14 protein-coding genes are annotated in these 16,146 nt (G+C 69.3%); 8 read left to right on the forward strand and 6 right to left on the reverse strand.

Annotated elements, in window-relative coordinates; translation table 11 throughout:
- Positions 1 to 123 precede the first annotated feature (123 nt).
- Positions 124 to 756 (reverse strand): TetR/AcrR family transcriptional regulator, encoded by a 633-nt coding sequence (locus tag JEQ17_RS16315; protein ID WP_200395930.1) that lies wholly within the window; start codon positions 754 to 756, stop codon positions 124 to 126.
- Positions 757 to 852: 96 nt separating this feature from the next.
- On the opposite strand from JEQ17_RS16315, the gene JEQ17_RS16320 reads away from it, so the two are divergent.
- On the forward strand, positions 853 to 1,605 hold the full coding sequence (locus JEQ17_RS16320; RefSeq protein ID WP_200395931.1) for an SDR family oxidoreductase: 753 nt from the start codon (positions 853 to 855) through the stop codon (positions 1,603 to 1,605).
- A gap of 266 nt (positions 1,606 to 1,871) precedes the next feature.
- Here the strand turns inward: JEQ17_RS16320 and JEQ17_RS16325 are convergent, their stop codons facing one another.
- A complete protein-coding gene (locus JEQ17_RS16325) occupies positions 1,872 to 2,969 on the reverse strand; it encodes an SIS domain-containing protein (protein WP_200395932.1) in 1,098 nt (365 codons plus the stop codon).
- A 410-nt stretch (positions 2,970 to 3,379) separates the two neighbouring features.
- Here JEQ17_RS16325 and nagB point away from each other — a divergent pair, with 410 nt between their 5' ends.
- Positions 3,380 to 4,165, forward strand: coding sequence for a glucosamine-6-phosphate deaminase (gene nagB, locus JEQ17_RS16330; RefSeq protein WP_189837551.1), 786 nt, complete (start codon positions 3,380 to 3,382; stop codon positions 4,163 to 4,165).
- Between the two features lie 127 nt (positions 4,166 to 4,292).
- Here nagB and JEQ17_RS16335 read toward each other — a convergent pair whose 3' ends face one another.
- From JEQ17_RS16335 to JEQ17_RS16350, 4 genes are all read right to left on the reverse strand, one after another.
- Positions 4,293 to 5,831, reverse strand: a complete 1,539-nt coding sequence (locus tag JEQ17_RS16335) for a glycoside hydrolase family 3 protein (RefSeq protein ID WP_200395933.1) — start codon at positions 5,829 to 5,831, stop codon at positions 4,293 to 4,295.
- An 8-nt stretch (positions 5,832 to 5,839) separates the two neighbouring features.
- Positions 5,840 to 6,670: a carbohydrate ABC transporter permease gene (locus JEQ17_RS16340; protein ID WP_200395934.1), complete on the reverse strand. Its 831-nt coding sequence runs from the start codon at positions 6,668 to 6,670 to the stop codon at positions 5,840 to 5,842.
- Entirely contained in the window at positions 6,667 to 7,659 is a 993-nt protein-coding gene (locus tag JEQ17_RS16345; RefSeq protein WP_200395935.1) for a carbohydrate ABC transporter permease, read from the reverse strand. The genes JEQ17_RS16340 and JEQ17_RS16345 overlap by 4 nt, the downstream gene beginning before the upstream one ends.
- A 91-nt stretch (positions 7,660 to 7,750) precedes the next feature.
- Positions 7,751 to 9,028, reverse strand: a complete 1,278-nt coding sequence (locus JEQ17_RS16350; protein WP_200395936.1) for an extracellular solute-binding protein — start codon at positions 9,026 to 9,028, stop codon at positions 7,751 to 7,753.
- 430 nt (positions 9,029 to 9,458) lie between these two features.
- Here JEQ17_RS16350 and JEQ17_RS16355 point away from each other — a divergent pair, with 430 nt between their 5' ends.
- The 6 genes from JEQ17_RS16355 (at position 9,459) to JEQ17_RS16380 (ending at position 16,075) form a co-directional block, all read left to right on the forward strand.
- The gene (locus JEQ17_RS16355; protein ID WP_189837546.1) at positions 9,459 to 10,223 is read left to right on the forward strand and encodes a GntR family transcriptional regulator; all 765 of its coding nucleotides are present in this window, start codon (positions 9,459 to 9,461) and stop codon (positions 10,221 to 10,223) included.
- Positions 10,224 to 10,500: 277 nt separating this feature from the next.
- Complete coding sequence (locus JEQ17_RS16360) at positions 10,501 to 12,678, forward strand: carbon starvation CstA family protein (protein ID WP_200395937.1); 2,178 nt, start codon at positions 10,501 to 10,503, stop codon at positions 12,676 to 12,678.
- The gene (locus JEQ17_RS16365; RefSeq protein ID WP_200395938.1) at positions 12,650 to 12,862 is read left to right on the forward strand and encodes a YbdD/YjiX family protein; all 213 of its coding nucleotides are present in this window, start codon (positions 12,650 to 12,652) and stop codon (positions 12,860 to 12,862) included. The genes JEQ17_RS16360 and JEQ17_RS16365 overlap by 29 nt, the downstream gene beginning before the upstream one ends.
- Before the next feature lie 158 nt (positions 12,863 to 13,020).
- Positions 13,021 to 13,332, forward strand: a complete 312-nt coding sequence (locus JEQ17_RS16370; RefSeq protein ID WP_383398748.1) for a DUF3311 domain-containing protein — start codon at positions 13,021 to 13,023, stop codon at positions 13,330 to 13,332.
- On the forward strand, positions 13,329 to 14,954 hold the full coding sequence (gene mctP, locus JEQ17_RS16375) for a monocarboxylate uptake permease MctP (protein WP_200395940.1): 1,626 nt from the start codon (positions 13,329 to 13,331) through the stop codon (positions 14,952 to 14,954). The genes JEQ17_RS16370 and mctP overlap by 4 nt, the downstream gene beginning before the upstream one ends.
- Before the next feature lie 131 nt (positions 14,955 to 15,085).
- Positions 15,086 to 16,075: a nucleoside hydrolase gene (locus JEQ17_RS16380; RefSeq protein WP_200395941.1), complete on the forward strand. Its 990-nt coding sequence runs from the start codon at positions 15,086 to 15,088 to the stop codon at positions 16,073 to 16,075.
- The last annotated feature ends 71 nt before the right edge of the window (positions 16,076 to 16,146 follow it).

Here is a 16,146-nt window from a genome sequence, read left to right on the forward strand (position 1 = left end):
AAGCTTTGTACGATTGTGGACTAGACCACTCTCGACTGTCCATGCGTTGGCGGATGTTTGTTGTTGTCTCTTTATCCAACAACTCACGTCCTACATCCACCACGCAGCCTATCCCCGAGCGGTTCACGAGCGGGGCCAGATTCGCATGGCGAGTTCGGCGAGTGCCTCCAGCTCTTCCTTGGTGGCGCCGTCGCGGGCCTGCTGGGACATGCCCTGGATCATGGCCCCGGTGTGCCGGGCCAGGGCTGCCGTGTCGATGTCCGCAGGCAGCTCACCTGCGGCGACGCCGGACCTTATGCGGCTCTCGATGGCGGCGATGTTCGCGTTGCGCCGATCGCGGAGGGACTCCTCCACCTCCGGGGTGGTGCAGTTGGTGGCCGCGTGGACGATCAGGCAGCCGTGCGGGCGACCCGGCTCCGTGTACTCGGCCGCGGCCTCGCGCAGCATCCGCTCGACCGCGGCACGGGCCGTCGGCTCCTCGGCTAGGGCGCGGTCGCCGAACGAGCCGTACCTCGCGCCGTACTCCCGCACGACCTCGTCGAAGAGCGAGCGCTTGTCGCCGAAGGCCGCGTAGAGGCTGGGGGCGCCGATGCCCATGACCTGGGTGAGGTCCGAGACGGAGGTCGCCTCGTACCCGTGCTCCCAGAACGCGAGGATCGCCTTCTCCAGCGCGGTCTCCCGGTCGAAGGAGCGGGGGCGACCGCGAGGCTTCGAGGCAGGACCGGCGGCGTCCTTGATGTCGTGGCTGCTCACCATGGAGTGAATTGTATAGCGGGTGCTAGAGAAATGTCCGCGGCGTGTTGTACGGTTTTTCTGTAGCGACCGCTAGACAAATGAGAAGGGGGCGTCGGCATGGGCGTGCTCACGGGCAGGACGGCACTCGTCACGGGGGCGAGCAGGGGTATCGGACGCGGGATCGCCGAGCGGCTGGGCCGCGACGGGGCGCGGGTCGGGGTGCACTACGGCAGGAGCGAGGCGGCCGCGAAGGAGACGGTGGCGACGATCGAGGCGGCCGGCGGCTCGGCGTTCGCGATCCGCGCGGAGCTCGGACTGCCGGGGGACGCGGCGGCCCTGTGGGAGGAGTTCGACCGGCACGCGGACGGGGTGGACATCCTGGTGAACAACGCGGGGATCGGTTCGACGCCGTCGATCGATGAGATCGACGAGGAGACGTACGACCAGGTCTTCGCGGTGAATGTGAAGGCGCCGTTCTTCATCGTCCGGCAGGGCCTCGGGCGTCTGCGCGACGGTGGCCGGGTCGTCAACATCTCCTCGGGGCTGGCACGGGCCGCGGCCTTCCCCCACCTGATCGCCTACGCGATGACGAAGGGCGCCCTGGACGTCTTCTCCCGGGACCTGTCCAAGGTGCTGGGCGCCCGCGGCATCACCGTGAACTCACTGGCGCCGGGCATCGTCGACACCGACAACACGGCCGAGCTGTTGCACGGCACCAGCGACGGGTGGGCGAAGGCTGCGGCGATATCGGCGCTCGGCCGGGTGGGCGAGACCGCCGACATCGCCGACGTGGTGGCGTTCCTCGCCTCGGACCAGGGGCGGTGGGTGACCGGGCACTGGATGGATGCGACGGGGGGTTCGCTGACCTGAGCCCCCGGACGGCCGGGGGCGGCCCGGGCGGCCGGGGGCGCCTCCGGATCGCTGGGGCGTCTTCGGATCAGCAGGGTGGCCCGGTCGAGCAGGGCAGCCGGGGCTCCTTGAGGTCGGCGGGGCAGCTTCGGTTCAGTGAGGCGGCTCGGGATCGGCGGGCGCGGCTCGCGACTGGCGGGGCAGCTTCGGTTCAGTGAGGCGGCTCGGGATCGGCGGGCGCGGCTCGCGACTGGCGGGGCGGCTCCGGATCGGCGGGAGGCTCGGGGTCAGCGGGTTTCTGTGACCTTCGCGAGGGCGCGGGGTGCGTCGGGGTCCTGGCCGCGGGCGATGGTGACCTCGTAGGCGAGGAGCTGGAGCGGGAGGATCTCCAGGATCGGCTGGACCTCTTCGGCCACCCCCTCGGTGGGCAGGACGAAGCCGGCGGAGGCCTGTTCGACCTGGGGGCGGGGGCCGATGACGACGAGGTCGGCGCCGCGTCCGCGCAGCCGGTCGAGCACGGGCTGGAGTGCCGCGCCGCCCTTGCCGTCGGTGACGACCGCGATGACCGGGGAGATGTTGTCGACCATGGCGAGCGGGCCGTGCAGCAGGTCCGCGCCGGAGTAGGAGAGGGCGGGGATGTAGCTGGTCTCCATGAGCTTGAGTGCGGCTTCCTTGGCGGTGGGATAGCCGTAGCCGCGGGAGGTGATCACCATGCGCTCGGCGAAGCGGTAGCGCGAGGCGAGGGCACGGATCTCGTCCTGGCGGACGAGCAGTTGCTCGGCGAGGTCGGGGAGCACCTTGGCCTGGGCGCCGTCGCCGCCGCGCAGTCCTTCGACGAAGAGATAGAGGGCGAGGAGGGAGGCGGTGTAGGTCTTGGTCGCGGGGAGGGCCTTCTCCGGCCCGGCCATGATGTCGATGTGGTACTCGGAGACGGCTGCCAGCGGTGAGTCCGGGTTGTTGGTCACCGCGAGCGTGATGGCGCCGGCCTCGCGGGCGGCCCGGGTCGAGGCCACCAGGTCCGGGGAGCCGCCGGACTGGCTGACCACGATCACCAGGACGTCGGTGAGGTCGGGGCGGGCACCGTAGGCCGTCGTGGTCGACATGGAGGCGAGGCCGCACGGCAGGCCGAGGCGGATCTCCAGGAGGTACTTGGCGTAGAGGGCGGCGTTGTCGGAGGTCCCTCGGGCGGTGAGCAGCACGAAGCGGGGCTTGCGGGCGGCGACCTGCTGGGCCACGTCCTGGATGCGCGGGGCGCCCTCCTCCAGGATCCGTCGCAGGACGGCGGGCTGCTCGGCCATCTCGCGGGCCATGATCCGGCCCGGGCGGTCGGACTCGGCGGATGCCGGCTGCGCGTCGGGCTGGGGGTCCGGCGGGGTGGCGGTCATGGCGTTTCCTCCTGGGGCTGTTGCATGGCGGGCGGAGCTGGGTCCGCGGGAGGGGGTGGCAGGGCTCGGTTGCGCGTGCGCAGGTTCCATTCCACTCCCCCGGGGCGAGCGGCGCCCGCTCGGGGTGGGGTGTCGGGCGCCTGCCGTGGCTCGGGCTGCCAGTCACCCGCCGCGGGGTCGGGCTGCCAGTCACCCGCCGCGGCTCGGGGTTCCGGTCACCCGCCGTGGGTCGGGGTTCCGGGCGCCCGCCATGGGGTCGGGGTGCCGGTCAAGTGTGGTTGGTCGGGGCGCCCCGAGCCGGGGGCGGCCGAGGTCGGCCGAGGGGCGACCGTGGAGAGCCGTTCTGCTAGATTGGTCTATACCACATGTTCGGTTGTGTCCCCTTCACCTTTCAGAACGGCAGGCCCAGCGTGGAAGTTGTCATCGTTTCGGACGCCAAGGCGGGTGGCGAGCTCATTGCCGAGGCCATGGCGGAGCTGCTCCGGCACAAGCCCGACGCACTGCTCGGGGTGGCCACCGGCTCGACGCCGCTGCCCATCTACCAGGCGCTGGCGGCGAAGGTGGATTCCGGGGCCGTGGACGCCTCGCGGGCGCGGGTCGCGCAGCTCGACGAGTACGTGGGACTGCCGGCCGAGCATCCCGAGTCGTACCGGTCGGTGCTGCGGCGCGAGGTGCTGAAGCCGTTGGGGCTGGACGTCGACGCGTTCATAGGACCTGACGGGACCGCCGAGGACGTGCGGGCGGCGTGCGAGGCGTACGACAAGGCGCTCGCCGAGGCCGGCGGGGTCGATCTCCAGCTCCTCGGGATCGGGACCGACGGGCACATCGGGTTCAACGAGCCGTGTTCGTCGCTCGCCTCGCGTACGCGGATCAAGACCCTCACCGAGCAGACGCGGGTGGACAACGCCCGGTTCTTCGAGGGCGACATCGAGCAGGTGCCGCATCACGTGATCACCCAGGGGATCGGGACGATTCTGGAGGCACGGCATCTGGTGCTGCTCGCCACGGGTGAGGGCAAGGCGGATGCCGTCGCGGCGACCGTCGAGGGGCCCGTCGCCGCGGTGTGCCCCGCGTCGGCGCTCCAGTTGCATCCGCATGCCACGGTCGTCGTGGACGAGGCGGCCGCGTCCAAGCTGAAGCTCGCGGACTACTTCCGGCACACGTACGCCAACAAGCCGGACTGGCAGGGTATTTAGGCGACTCGCTTCACGATACGAGTGCGTACGAAGGGGTGCGAGTAAGCACGAATACGAAGGTGCCGGGTCCCTCGTGGAGGACCCGGCACCTTCGTTCGTGCGGTGAGCCGGACATGCCCCGTCCGGCTCACGCCCCGGCGATGGCCTCCGCCGCCGCGAGGCCGCAGACGCGGGCCGCGCCGTGGGTGGCGATGTGGAGGGCGCCCCGGGGCGGTGACTGCGGCACGCCCATCTCGACCACGACCGTGTCGGGGCGGGCGGCGAGCAGGGTGTCGAGGGCCTCGGCCATCCAGGTGTGGCGGTGGGCGTCGCGGACCACCGCGACCACGCGGCGGGAGCCGGCCGCCGCGAGGGCCTCGGCCCCGGCGCGCTCCCCCGTGAAGCTCCCGGTCTCCGTGCCCGGCAGCATGCGCCGCAGTTCGGCGGCGACGCCCCAGGGGGTCTCGTCACCGACGGCGATGTTGGCGACGGGGGTGAAGGCGGCGACGTACGGAGCCTCGGTGACCGGTGCGAAGTGCGCTCCGCGCGTGACCGTCAGCGCCCGTCGGGCCGCCACCAGCCCGACGTCGGTCCTCGCGTCGGAGCCCGCAGCGGACCCCGCCTCGGTCCCCGCTGCGGAAACTGCCGACGCGGGTGTTGAAGGTGTCGGGTGCGTCGAAGCCGTCCAGGACGCCAGTGCTCTGACGCGGGCCGCCGCGTCCGCCAGGCGTTCCTCGGGGAGTTCGCCCGAGCGGACCGCCGCGACCAGGGCGTCCCGCAGTCGCAGGACCGTCGGCTCGTCGGAGAGTCCGCCGCCCACGCAGATGGCGTCGGCGCCGGCGGCGATCGCGAGGACACTGCCCCGTTCGATGCCGTAGGTCGCCGAGATGGCCTGCATCTCCATGCCGTCGGTGACGATCAGGCCGTCGTAGCCCAGTTCCTCGCGGAGCAGACCGGTGAGGATGCGGCGCGAGAGGGTCGCGGGGTGGACAGGGTCCAGGGCCGGGACCAGGATGTGCGCGCTCATCACGGCACGGGTGCCCGCCTCGATGGCCGCGCGGAACGGCACCAGTTCGCGGGACTCCAGGACCGCGAGGTCCGCGTCGATGCGCGGCATCGCGTGGTGCGAGTCGACCGCCGTGTCGCCGTGGCCCGGGAAGTGCTTGGTACAGGCGGCGACCCCGGCGGACTGCAGCCCGGAGACGTACGCGGCCGTGTGCCGGGCCACCAGTGAGGTGTCGGCGCCGAAGGACCGTACGCCGATGACGGGGTTGTCGGAGTTGGAGTTGATGTCGGCGGACGGCGCCCAGTTGAGGTTCACGCCACAGGCGGCCAGCCGGCGGCCCAGCTCGTGGGCGACCGCCTCGGTCAGCCCGGTGTCGTCGACCGCGCCCAGCGCGTGGTTGCCGGGGAACGAGGACCCCGTACGCACCTCCAGACGGGTGACGTCACCGCCCTCCTCGTCGATGGCGACCAGCACGTCGTCGCGTTCCGCGCGCAACTGGGCCGTCAGGGCTGCCACCTGGGCGGGCGTGGCGATGTTGCGGCCGAACAGGCCGACGGAGGCGAGGCCTTCGCCCAGCCGCCGCAGCAGCCAGGAGGGAGCCGAGGTCCCGGTGAAGCCGGGCTGCAGGACGGCAAGGGCGTCACGGGTCAGCGTGTCCGTGCCGGAGGCGATGGTGGTCATCGGGGGTGCTATCCCTTCACCGCGCCGGAGGTCAGTCCGCTGACAGCCTTGCGCTGGAGGAAGACGAAGAGGACCAGGATCGGGATGGCGAAGAGCGAGGCCGCCGCCATCGTGGCGCCCCAGTCGTCGCCGAACGTCGACTGGAAGCTGGAGAGCCACAGCGGGAGCGTCTGCTTCTCGGCGTCCTTGTTGAGGATCAGGACCAGCGGGAACTCGTTCCACGCTGTGATGAAGCCGAAGAGCGAGGTCGCCATCAGGCCCGGGGCGAGGAGCGGGAAGATGACCTTCACGAAGGCCTGCGGACGGGTGCAGCCGTCGACCATCGCCGACTCCTCCAGTTCCTTGGGCACGGCGGCGACGTAGCCGCGCAGCGTGAGGACCGTGAAGGGCAGCACCATGATCATGTAGAAGACGGTGAGCGGGACGAGGCTGTTCAGCAGGTCGGCGTCACGCACGATGATGTAGATCGCGATGACCATGACCTCCCAGGGCGCCATCTGCGCGATCATGAAGGTCAGGAGGAAGCCGCGCCTGCCCTTGAACCGCATCCGGGCCAGCGCGAAGGACGCGAGCAGCGCGATGACGAGGGAGAAGACCACCGCGAGGGTGGTCACCGTCAGGGAGTTGCCGACCAGCGTCCAGAAGTGGTCGGCGTCGAGAGCCCGTCGGAAGTGGTCGAAGGTGATGTCGGTCGGCAGGAAGACCGGGTCGTCCGCGATGATGTCGCCGGTCGGCTTCAGCGAGGTCGCGAACATCCAGTAGACGGGGAACGCGAAGACGACGAAGAGGACGAGGGCCGTCGCGTTGGGCCACAGCCGGGCCATCAGGGAGCGCTTCACAGCTCGTCCTCCTCTTGCTTGAGAACGGTACGCAGGTAGTAGGCGGTCAGGCCGAGCAGGATGAGGATCGTCAGGAACGAGATCGCCGCGCCCATGCCGTAGTGCTGGTTGCCGGGGCCCTCGACGAACGCGTAGATCGGCAGGGTCTCGGTGAGCCGGTCGGGTCCGCCGGCGTTCATCGCGAAGATCTGCGGGAACGCCTTGAAGACCCAGATGACCTCCAGGAAGGTCGTCGCCCACAGGAACGGCCGCAGGAACGGGAAGGTCACGTGGGTGAAGCTCTTCCACATCCCGGCCCCGTCGATCGAGGCGGCCTCGTACAGCTCTTTCGGGATGGTGGTCGTGGCGGCGTAGAGGTTGATCGCGACGAACGGGATGGACTGCCAGACGATCAGCAGGGTGATCACGGAGAAGGTGGAGAACTGGCTGCCGAACCAGTTGTAGTCCGACATCGACGACCAGCCGGCCTTGGCTAGCAGCCAGTTGACGACGCCGAAGCGCTGGGCGAACAGCCACTGGTAGACGGTGGTCGCGGCGATCACCGGCATCGCCCAGGCGAGCACCAGGCCGAGCATCAGCACGAGCCGCATGCGCTTGCCGAGCCGCGCGAGGAGCAGTCCGACGAGGGTGCCGAGCAGCATGATGAGGACGACGTTGGCCGTGGTGAAGACGACCGTCCGCTGGACGACCTTCCAGAAGTCCGAACTGCCGAGGACTTCCTTGTAGTTGTCGCCGCCGTTCCACTCGGTGAGGTGCAGGATCAGCTGGCGCGGGTTGAGGTTCTGGAACGACAGCATGCCGTTCTTGACCAGCGGCCAGCCGAGCAGCACCACGGTGACGAGCAGTGCGGGCACCAGGAGCAGGTAGGGGGCGGCCGTGCCGCCGCGCCGTCTGGCCTGCCCCGGACCGCCGGGCGGGGTTACGTCGGTCTTACGGACACCGGGCGCCGCGGCCGTGCCTGTGTCCGTGCGTTCGGTCTGCACTGACATGCTCGCCATCTCTTCCAGGTTCAGGAGTCGCAGATCGTTCGATGCGCCGGCGCGCCGGGGACGGACAGGGCCGCCCCCGGCGCGCAGGTGATCAGCTGCTCTGTGCGAGCCGCTTGTTGATCTCCGACTCGACCTGCTTGGCGGCCTCGGCGGGGGACTTGCCCTTCAGAACCGCGGTCATGTACGCCTTGATCGGGTTCGGGTCGTTCTCCACGGCGGCCCACTCGGGGATCAGCGGCGTGGTGCCACCGCCGGCCGCGGCCGGGGCCGCGGCCTCGGCGGCGCCGTTGCCCGCGAGGTTGGTCTGCAGCGACTCCTTGTTCGGGATGACGCCGTTCTCCTTGGCGAGCGCGCCCTCGAACTTGTCGGACAGCGCCATCTTCAGGAACTCCTTGGCGAGTTCCTGCTTCTTGCTGCCCGCGGCGACCGCGAAGTTGGAGCCGCCGAGGAAGACACCCTCGGGCTCGGCGGCCGACTCACCGGGAATGGTGAAGTAGCCGATGTCCTTCTCGATCTTCTTGTTGGCGGCGATGGCCGTGCCGGCCTCCCAGCCCATGCCGATGAAGGCACCGACGTTGCCCTTGGCGAAGACCTCGGCCTGCTGCGGGGTCGCCTCGTCCTTGTCCTTGGGCGCCTTGGAGAAGGCCTGGTACTCCTTGTAGATCTCCATGGCCTTGCCGACCTTCGGGTCCGCGAGGTTGGAGACGTACTTGTCGCCGTCCTTCTTCACCAGGTCGGCGCCCTGGCCGATGGTCAGACCGTCGAAGAAGTACCAGTTCTGGCCGGGCAGGTAGATCGGCTCGGCGTCGGTCTTCTTTTCGATGGTCTCCAGGGCGTCGAAGAACTCGTCCCGCGTCTTCGGGGTGTCCTTGATGCCCGCGTCGGCCCAGACCTTCTTGTTGTAGATGACGACACGGTTGGCGAAGTACCACGGGGCCGCGTACTGCTTGCCGTCGAAGACCGAGGACTCGTTCAGGGCCTTGGTCCAGTCGGCGCCTATCTCCGACTTGAGGTCCGACAGGTCCGCGAGACCGCCGGTGGCCGCGTACGCCGGGGTCTGGGTGTTGCCGACCTCCAGGACGTCCGGCGGGTTCTCCTCGGAGAGCGCGGTGGTGATCTTCTGCTGGATGCCGTTCCACTGCTGCGTCTCGAACTTCAGCTTGGCCTTCGTCTTCTTCTCGAAGGCGGCCGTGAGGTCCTTGGTCCAGCCGGGCGGCGTGGAACCGTCCATGGCCCAGACGGTCAGGGTCTGCCCCTTGAACCCGTCGGCCCCCGTCTTGCCGCCACTGTCACCGTCGTCGCCGCCACAGGCCGCTACGGACATCAACATGCCCGCGACACCGACAGCCGCAATGAGCTTGCGCTTCACGTCACCCTCCTCAGGGATTCCAGCAACCCCCCTGCCCACCGCGTGACTTACGACGAGTACTGCCCGTGGGGCTGGGACCTGGTCCTCAATGGTTTAGACCAGTAGGGGGGAGCTTGGCCTAGACCTAGAGGGGTGTCAAGGGTGGAAAACCCGCTCCAGGCCGTCCGTTACGCGACCTACATATGCAGGGACCTTTCACTACACGGGGAACAGAACGGGCATGCCTCGACGGGCGCATCGGCAGCCCCCTTGGAGCGCCCGTAGCAACCGCTCTCCGGCCCTGTGGACTAGACCAAAAGAGACCCCGACGGTATATAGAGGGGATCACGCAGCGTGCGGGGGGACACTCGCACGGCAAGCCGTGCCACGATGTGAGCCGCGGCCGACGCGCACGTCGGCCCATCGGCACCTGGAGCCGGGAAGGCAGAGTATGAGCACCGACGTCAGCAGTGCGGAGAACGAGGGTGGGGCCCCCATCCGTACCGCGCGCGTGCCCAAGTACTACCGCCTCAAGAAGCATCTGCTCGACATGACGGAGACGCTGCCGCCCGGCACACCGGTACCGCCCGAGCGCACCCTCGCCGCCGAGTTCGACACCTCGCGCACGACCGTGCGGCAGGCCCTTCAGGAGCTGGTCGTCGAGGGCCGCCTTGAGCGGATCCAGGGCAAGGGCACGTTCGTCGCCAAGCCGAAGGTCTCGCAGGCGCTGCAACTCACCTCGTACACCGAGGACATGAGGGCCCAGGGCCTCGAACCCACCTCGCAGCTCCTGGACATCGGCTACATCACGGCGGACGACACGCTCGCCGAGCTGCTCGACATCACCGCCGGCGGGCGGGTGCTGCGCATCGAGCGGCTGCGGCTCGCGAGCGGGGAGCCGATGGCGATCGAGACGACGCATCTGTCCGCGAAGCGGTTTCCCGCGTTGCGGCGGTCGCTCGTCAAGTACACCTCGCTGTACACGGCGTTGGCGGAGGTGTACGACGTTCATCTCGCCGAGGCCGAGGAGACGATCGAGACGTCGCTGGCGACTCCTCGGGAGGCGGGTCTTCTCGGTACGGATGTGGGGCTGCCGATGCTGATGCTGTCCCGGCACTCGCTCGACAGGGGTGGGTTGCCGGTGGAGTGGGTGCGGTCGGTGTACCGGGGGGACCGGTACAAGTTCGTTGCGCGTCTGAAGAGGCCTGTGGAGTAAGGGTTGTGGGGGTGGGCGGGCGGCTGCGGGCCCGGTGGGGGCTGATCGCGCAGTTCCCCGCGCCCCTGAAAGCAGGGGGTTGCGCCCGGTCTTTTGTCTTTGAGGGGCGCGGGGAACTGCGCGATCAGCCACGACGCACCCGCACGCCCCACCGCCCCAAGCCCACAACGGCGCAGGGGAGTTCACGTAAGCGCACATCGACTGGTGCGCATGGTGTAGCGCTGGTCCTCTTCCTGTTCTACGGTCCTCCCGTCACCCATGGACGGGAGGACGACCCGTGCGCACCGACAGCCCACAGACGGCATCGCCCCAAGGCCCTCGCAAGGCAAGTCCGCAAACCATCGTCATCTGGACCGTCGTCGCGCTGGTGTGCGCGGCCGGTTGGTCGGTCCTCGCGCTGTCCCGGGGCGAGGAGGTGTCGGCCGTCTGGATGGTGGCCGCCGCCCTCGGCTCGTACGCCATCGCCTATCGCTTCTACTCGAAGTTCATCGCCTACAAGGTCCTGAAGGTCGACAAGACCCGGGCCACGCCCGCCGAGCGGCTCAACAACGGCATCGACTTCCACCCCACGGACCGGCGCGTACTGCTCGGCCACCACTTCGCGGCGATCGCGGGTGCGGGTCCGCTGGTCGGGCCCGTACTGGCCGCGCAGATGGGGTATCTGCCCGGCACCATCTGGATCATCGTCGGCGTGATCTTCGCGGGGGCGGTCCAGGACATGGTCGTCCTGTTCTTCTCCACCCGCCGGGACGGCAGGTCCCTCGGGCAGATGGCACGCGAGGAGATCGGCCCGTTCGGCGGCGCGGCCGCCCTGCTCGCCGCCTTCGCCATCATGATCATCCTGCTCGGGGTGCTCGCGCTGGTCATCGTGAACGCGCTCGCCCAGTCGCCGTGGGGCACCTTCTCCATCGCGATGACGATCCCGATCGCCCTGCTGATGGGCTTCTACCTGCGGGTCCTGCGGCCCGGCCGGGTCAGCGAGGTCTCGCTGATCGGCGTCGGCCTGCTGCTGCTCGCGCTGGTCGCGGGCCGCTGGGTCGCCGAGTCGTCGTGGGCCGGCGCGTTCACGCTCGCGCCCTCGACACTGGTGATCTGGCTGGTGGCGTACGGCTTCATCGCGTCGATCCTGCCCGTGTGGATGCTGCTCGCGCCCCGCGACTACCTCTCCACCTTCATGAAGATCGGCACCATCGCGCTGCTGGCGATCGGTGTCGTCGTCGCGATGCCGACGCTGAAGATGGACCCGGTCACGGACTTCGCCACGCGCGGGGACGGGCCGGTCTTCGCCGGTTCGCTCTTCCCGTTCGTCTTCATCACCATCGCGTGCGGGGCCCTGTCCGGCTTCCACTCCCTCATCTCCTCCGGTACCACGCCGAAGATGATCCAGAAGGAGACGCAGGTCCGGATGATCGGGTACGGCTCCATGCTCATGGAGTCGTCCGTGGCCGTGATGGCGCTGATCGCGGCGTCCATCATCGACCCGGGTCTGTACTTCGCGATGAACGCGCCGGCGGGTGTCATCGGGGACACGGTCCAGAACGCCTCGCAGGTGGTGGGGAGCTGGGGGTACCAGATCTCCCCCGAGGACCTGGCCGCCGCGGCGAAGAACGTCGAGGAGGCGTCCCTGCTGTCGCGGACCGGTGGCGCGCCCACCCTCGCGATCGGCGTCTCGGAGATCTTCTCCGAGGTCACCGGGGGCGGTCTGCGCGCGTTCTGGTATCACTTCGCGATCATGTTCGAGGCGCTGTTCATCCTGACCGCGCTCGACGCGGGCACCCGCGTGGGCCGCTTCATGCTCCAGGACACGCTGGGAAACATCTACAAACCCTTCAAGAATGTGAGCTGGAAGCCCGGACTCGTCATCACGAGCGCGATCGTCTGCGGTCTCTGGGGCTACTTCCTGTGGGTCGGCGTCCACGAACCGCTCGGCGGGATCAACCAGCTTTTCCCGATCTTCGGTATCTCCAACCAGCTCCTCGCGGCGGTCGCCCTGGCCGTCTGCACGACCCTGCTGGTGAAGTCCGGACGCCTCAAATGGGCCTGGATCACGGGGATTCCGCTCGCCTGGGACGCCACGGTGACGCTGACCGCGAGCTGGCAGAAGGTCTTCTCCAGCGACCCGCGCGTCGGCTTCTTCAAGCAGCGCTCGGTCTACCAGGACGGCATCGACCGGGGCGAGCTCATCGCGCCCGCCAAGAGCATGGACGACATGCACACGATCGTCACGAACTCCACAGTCGACGGCGTCCTGTCCGCAGTCCTCGCCCTGCTCATCGTGATCGTGATCGCGGACTCGACGAGGGTGTGCATCCGGCACATACGCCGTCCCGCGCTCTCCACGCTCAGCGAGTCGCCGTATGTCGAGTCGAAGATCGTCGCCCCGGCCGGGCTGTTCCCGACCAAGGAGGAGAAGGAGGAGGAACGCGATGCGGTCGGCGCTGCTCCGGGCGGCTAGCCGGACGGTCAGGGGCGTGCGCTGGTACGTACGGGAGCTCACCGACGAATCGGCGTACGACCGCTATGTCGCGCATGTGCGCGAGGGGCACCCCGAGGCGGTCGTACCGTCGCGGCGGGAGTTCGAGCGGATGCGCACGGACCGTCAGGAAGAGGACCCCCGGCAGGGCTTCCGCTGCTGCTGAGCGCCATGTCCGCGGGCTGTCGGGCTCCGTGCTCGACAGCCCGCGGCCGTGAGCGGAACGCCATATCCGTTATGCGGACGGGGGTTCCATAAAGCGGAACCGTCCCTTAGATTTCCTGCGCGTTGCACAGGTGATCAGTGAGGGGACGGAGCCGCAGTATGTCTGAAGCGCCGGATGCGCCAAGAGCGCCCGAAGGGAAACCACCGGTGGCGACCCCGCCGGTCGTGACACCGCCTGTCGTCACACCGGTCCGCGTGGTGATCGCCGTCTGCCTGATCGCGCCGTTCGTGGCGATGCTCTGGGTCGGCTCGTACGCGAAGGTCGACCCGGCCTTCATCGGCATCCCGTTCTTCTACTGGTACCAGATGCTGTGGGTGTTCATCTCGACCGCACTCACGATGGTCGCGTACAAGCTGTGGAACCGTGACCAGCGCGCCCGCAAGTCCCAGAAGGAGGGCGCGTCCGCATGAACGACGGCGTGAACGGCGTGGCACTCGCCGTCTTCATCTTCTTCTTCCTGGCCGTCACGGTCATGGGCTTCCTGGCCGCGCGCTGGCGCAGGGCCGAGACCGAGAGTCTCGACGAATGGGGCCTGGGCGGACGGTCGTTCGGCACCTGGGTCACCTGGTTCCTGCTAGGCGGCGACCTCTACACGGCTTACACGTTCGTGGCGGTCCCGGCGGCGATCTACGCGGCGGGCGCGGCCGGCTTCTTCGCCGTCCCGTATACGATCCTCGTCTACCCGCTGATCTTCACATTCCTGCCCCGCCTGTGGTCGGTCTCGCACAAGCACGGGTACGTGACGACGTCGGACTTCGTGCGCGGCCGCTTCGGCTCGAAGGGCCTGTCGCTGGCCGTCGCGGTGACGGGCATCCTCGCGACGATGCCGTACATCGCGCTCCAACTGGTCGGCATCCAGGCCGTCCTGGACGTGATGGGCGTCGGCGGCGGCGAGGACACCAACTGGTTCGTCAAGGACCTGCCGCTGCTCATCGCCTTCGGTGTGCTGGCCGCGTACACGTACTCGTCCGGTCTGCGCGCACCCGCCCTGATCGCGTTCGTGAAGGACACGCTGATCTACATCGTCATCGCGGTGGCGATCATCTACATCCCGATCAAGCTGGGCGGCTTCGACGAGATCTTCGCCAAGGCGGGCGAGGCGTACAGCCAGACCAACCCGGCGACGGGCGCGCCGCGCGGTGCGCTGGCACCGGGTGAGGCGGGCCAATGGACCTACGCCACGCTGGCGTTGGGCTCCGCGCTGGCCCTGTTCATGTACCCGCACTCGATCACGGCCACGCTGTCGTCGCGCAGCCGTGAGGTGATCCGGCGCAACACCACGATCCTGCCGCTGTACTCGCTGATGCTGGGCCTGCTCGCGCTGCTCGGGTTCATGGCGATCGCGGCCGGAGTCAAGGTCTCCAACGGGCAGTTGGCGATCCCGCAGCTCTTCGAGGACATGTTCCCCGCGTGGTTCGCGGGAGTTGCCTTCGCGGCGATCGGTATCGGTGCGCTCGTGCCGGCCGCGATCATGTCCATCGCGGCGGCGAACCTCTTCACCCGCAACATCTACAAGGACTTCATCCGGCCCGACGCGACGCCGGCGCAGGAGACCAAGGTCTCCAAGCTGGTCTCGCTGCTCGTGAAGGTGGGTGCGCTGGTCTTCGTCCTGACCATGGACAAGACGGTGGCCATCAACTTCCAGCTGCTGGGCGGGATCTGGATCCTGCAGACGTTCCCGGCGCTGGTCGGTGGGCTGTTCACCCGGTGGTTCCACCGGTGGGCGCTGCTCGCCGGGTGGGCGGTCGGGATGCTGTACGGGACGGTGGCTGCGTACGGAGTTGCCTCGCCGACGCAGAAGCACTTCGGTGGTTCCTCGAAGGAGATTCCCGGGATCGGGGAGATCGGTTACATCGGTCTGACGGCGTTCGTCCTGAACGTGGTCGTGACGGTCGTCCTGACCTTCGCCCTCAAGGCCCTCAAGGCGCCCGAGGGCATCGACGAGACGTCCCCCGAGGACTACACGGCGGACGCGGGCGACAAGGGAGTCCAGGTCGAGCTGCCGCCGGCCACGGCGGGGGCCAACCACTAACCCCCGCTGCGCAGTTCCCCCGCGCCCCTGGGTATCCAGGGGTGCGGGGGAACTGCGCGACAAGCCCCCACCGGGCCCGCACCCGACAACTCCCCCTGGCCACACGGCAATCCGCGGTTACGCTGGTCGGCGTGACCGCTCGCGCGCCGATCGTCCTCGACAGTGACCCCGGCATAGACGACGCCGTGGCTCTCCAGTACCTGCTCGGCACGGGCAGGTGGGACCTCCGGGCCTACACCTCCGTCGGCGGCAACCTCCCCGCCGGGCAGACCTACCGCAACGCCCGCGCCCTGGCGAGAGCCCTCCGCATCGACACCGACGTCCCGGTCCACCGCGGAGCGGCCCGCCCCCTCACCCGTCTCCCGTACACGGCCGCCGCCCACTTCCACGGCCCCGAGGGCCTCGGCCAGGAGACGCTGCCCGACTCGACCGCCGGGCACCTGACGGAGTCCTCCGCACAGGCACTGCTGCGGCTCTCCCGGGAGCACGAGGGCGAGCTGACCGTGTGCGCCACCGGCCCGCTCACCAACGTGGCCATCGCACTCCTGGAGGACCCGGCCTTCGCCCACCGCGTGCGGAAGTTCGTGTTCATGGGCGGCAACGCGCAGGTGCCGGGCAACATCACCCCGGTCGCCGAGTTCAACATGTGGGCGGACCCGGACGCCGCCGAGGTGGTGCTCTCCTCGGGCATCCCGTTCACCATGGTCGACCTGGACGCCTCGCACCGCTGGCTCTTCGGCCCCGCCGACCTCGCCGCGCTGGAGGCGGCGGGGGCGGGCGCGGCGCTCGCGGCCCGGCTGCTGCGGGTCTACATCGACTCCTACCGCCGCCACGGCGGAGGCGACTCCTGCCCGCTGCACGACCCGCTCGCCGTGGGCGTGTGCGCGGACGAGTCGTTCGTGACGCTCGCGGAGGGAGCCGTCGTCGTCGAGTGCGCCAGCGAACTCACCCGCGGCCAGACCGTGTTCGTCCCCTCGGCCGCCCAACGGAACTACTACACCGAGTCGCCCGCCCTGACCGCCCGCACCCGCCACATGGGCCGCGTGGCCCTCGGCCCGGGCCCACGCGACTTCACGAAGGACTTCGTCACGACCCTCCCGCAGTGGCCCGCCGTGGGCTGAGCCCGCCCCCCTCGGACGTCCCTGGCACCGACGCGACGTCGTCCCCGGCACCGGTGCGCGAGAAACTCGGC

The sequence above is a fragment of the Streptomyces liliifuscus genome (genome assembly GCF_016598615.1).
Lineage (GTDB): Bacteria > Actinomycetota > Actinomycetes > Streptomycetales > Streptomycetaceae > Streptomyces > Streptomyces liliifuscus.

Coding starts and splice junctions, on each gene's coding strand:
- JEQ17_RS16315 (WP_200395930.1), bottom strand. CDS start 756: ATGGTGAGCAGCCACGACATCAAGGACGCCGCCGGTCCTGCCTCGAAG.
- JEQ17_RS16320 (WP_200395931.1), top strand. CDS start 853: ATGGGCGTGCTCACGGGCAGGACGGCACTCGTCACGGGGGCGAGCAGG.
- JEQ17_RS16325 (WP_200395932.1), bottom strand. CDS start 2,969: ATGACCGCCACCCCGCCGGACCCCCAGCCCGACGCGCAGCCGGCATCC.
- JEQ17_RS16335 (WP_200395933.1), bottom strand. CDS start 5,831: ATGACCACCATCGCCTCCGGCACGGACACGCTGACCCGTGACGCCCTT.
- JEQ17_RS16345 (WP_200395935.1), bottom strand. CDS start 7,659: ATGTCAGTGCAGACCGAACGCACGGACACAGGCACGGCCGCGGCGCCC.
- JEQ17_RS16355 (WP_189837546.1), top strand. CDS start 9,459: ATGAGCACCGACGTCAGCAGTGCGGAGAACGAGGGTGGGGCCCCCATC.
- JEQ17_RS16365 (WP_200395938.1), top strand. CDS start 12,650: ATGCGGTCGGCGCTGCTCCGGGCGGCTAGCCGGACGGTCAGGGGCGTG.
- JEQ17_RS16370 (WP_383398748.1), top strand. CDS start 13,021: ATGTCTGAAGCGCCGGATGCGCCAAGAGCGCCCGAAGGGAAACCACCG.
- mctP (WP_200395940.1), top strand. CDS start 13,329: ATGAACGACGGCGTGAACGGCGTGGCACTCGCCGTCTTCATCTTCTTC.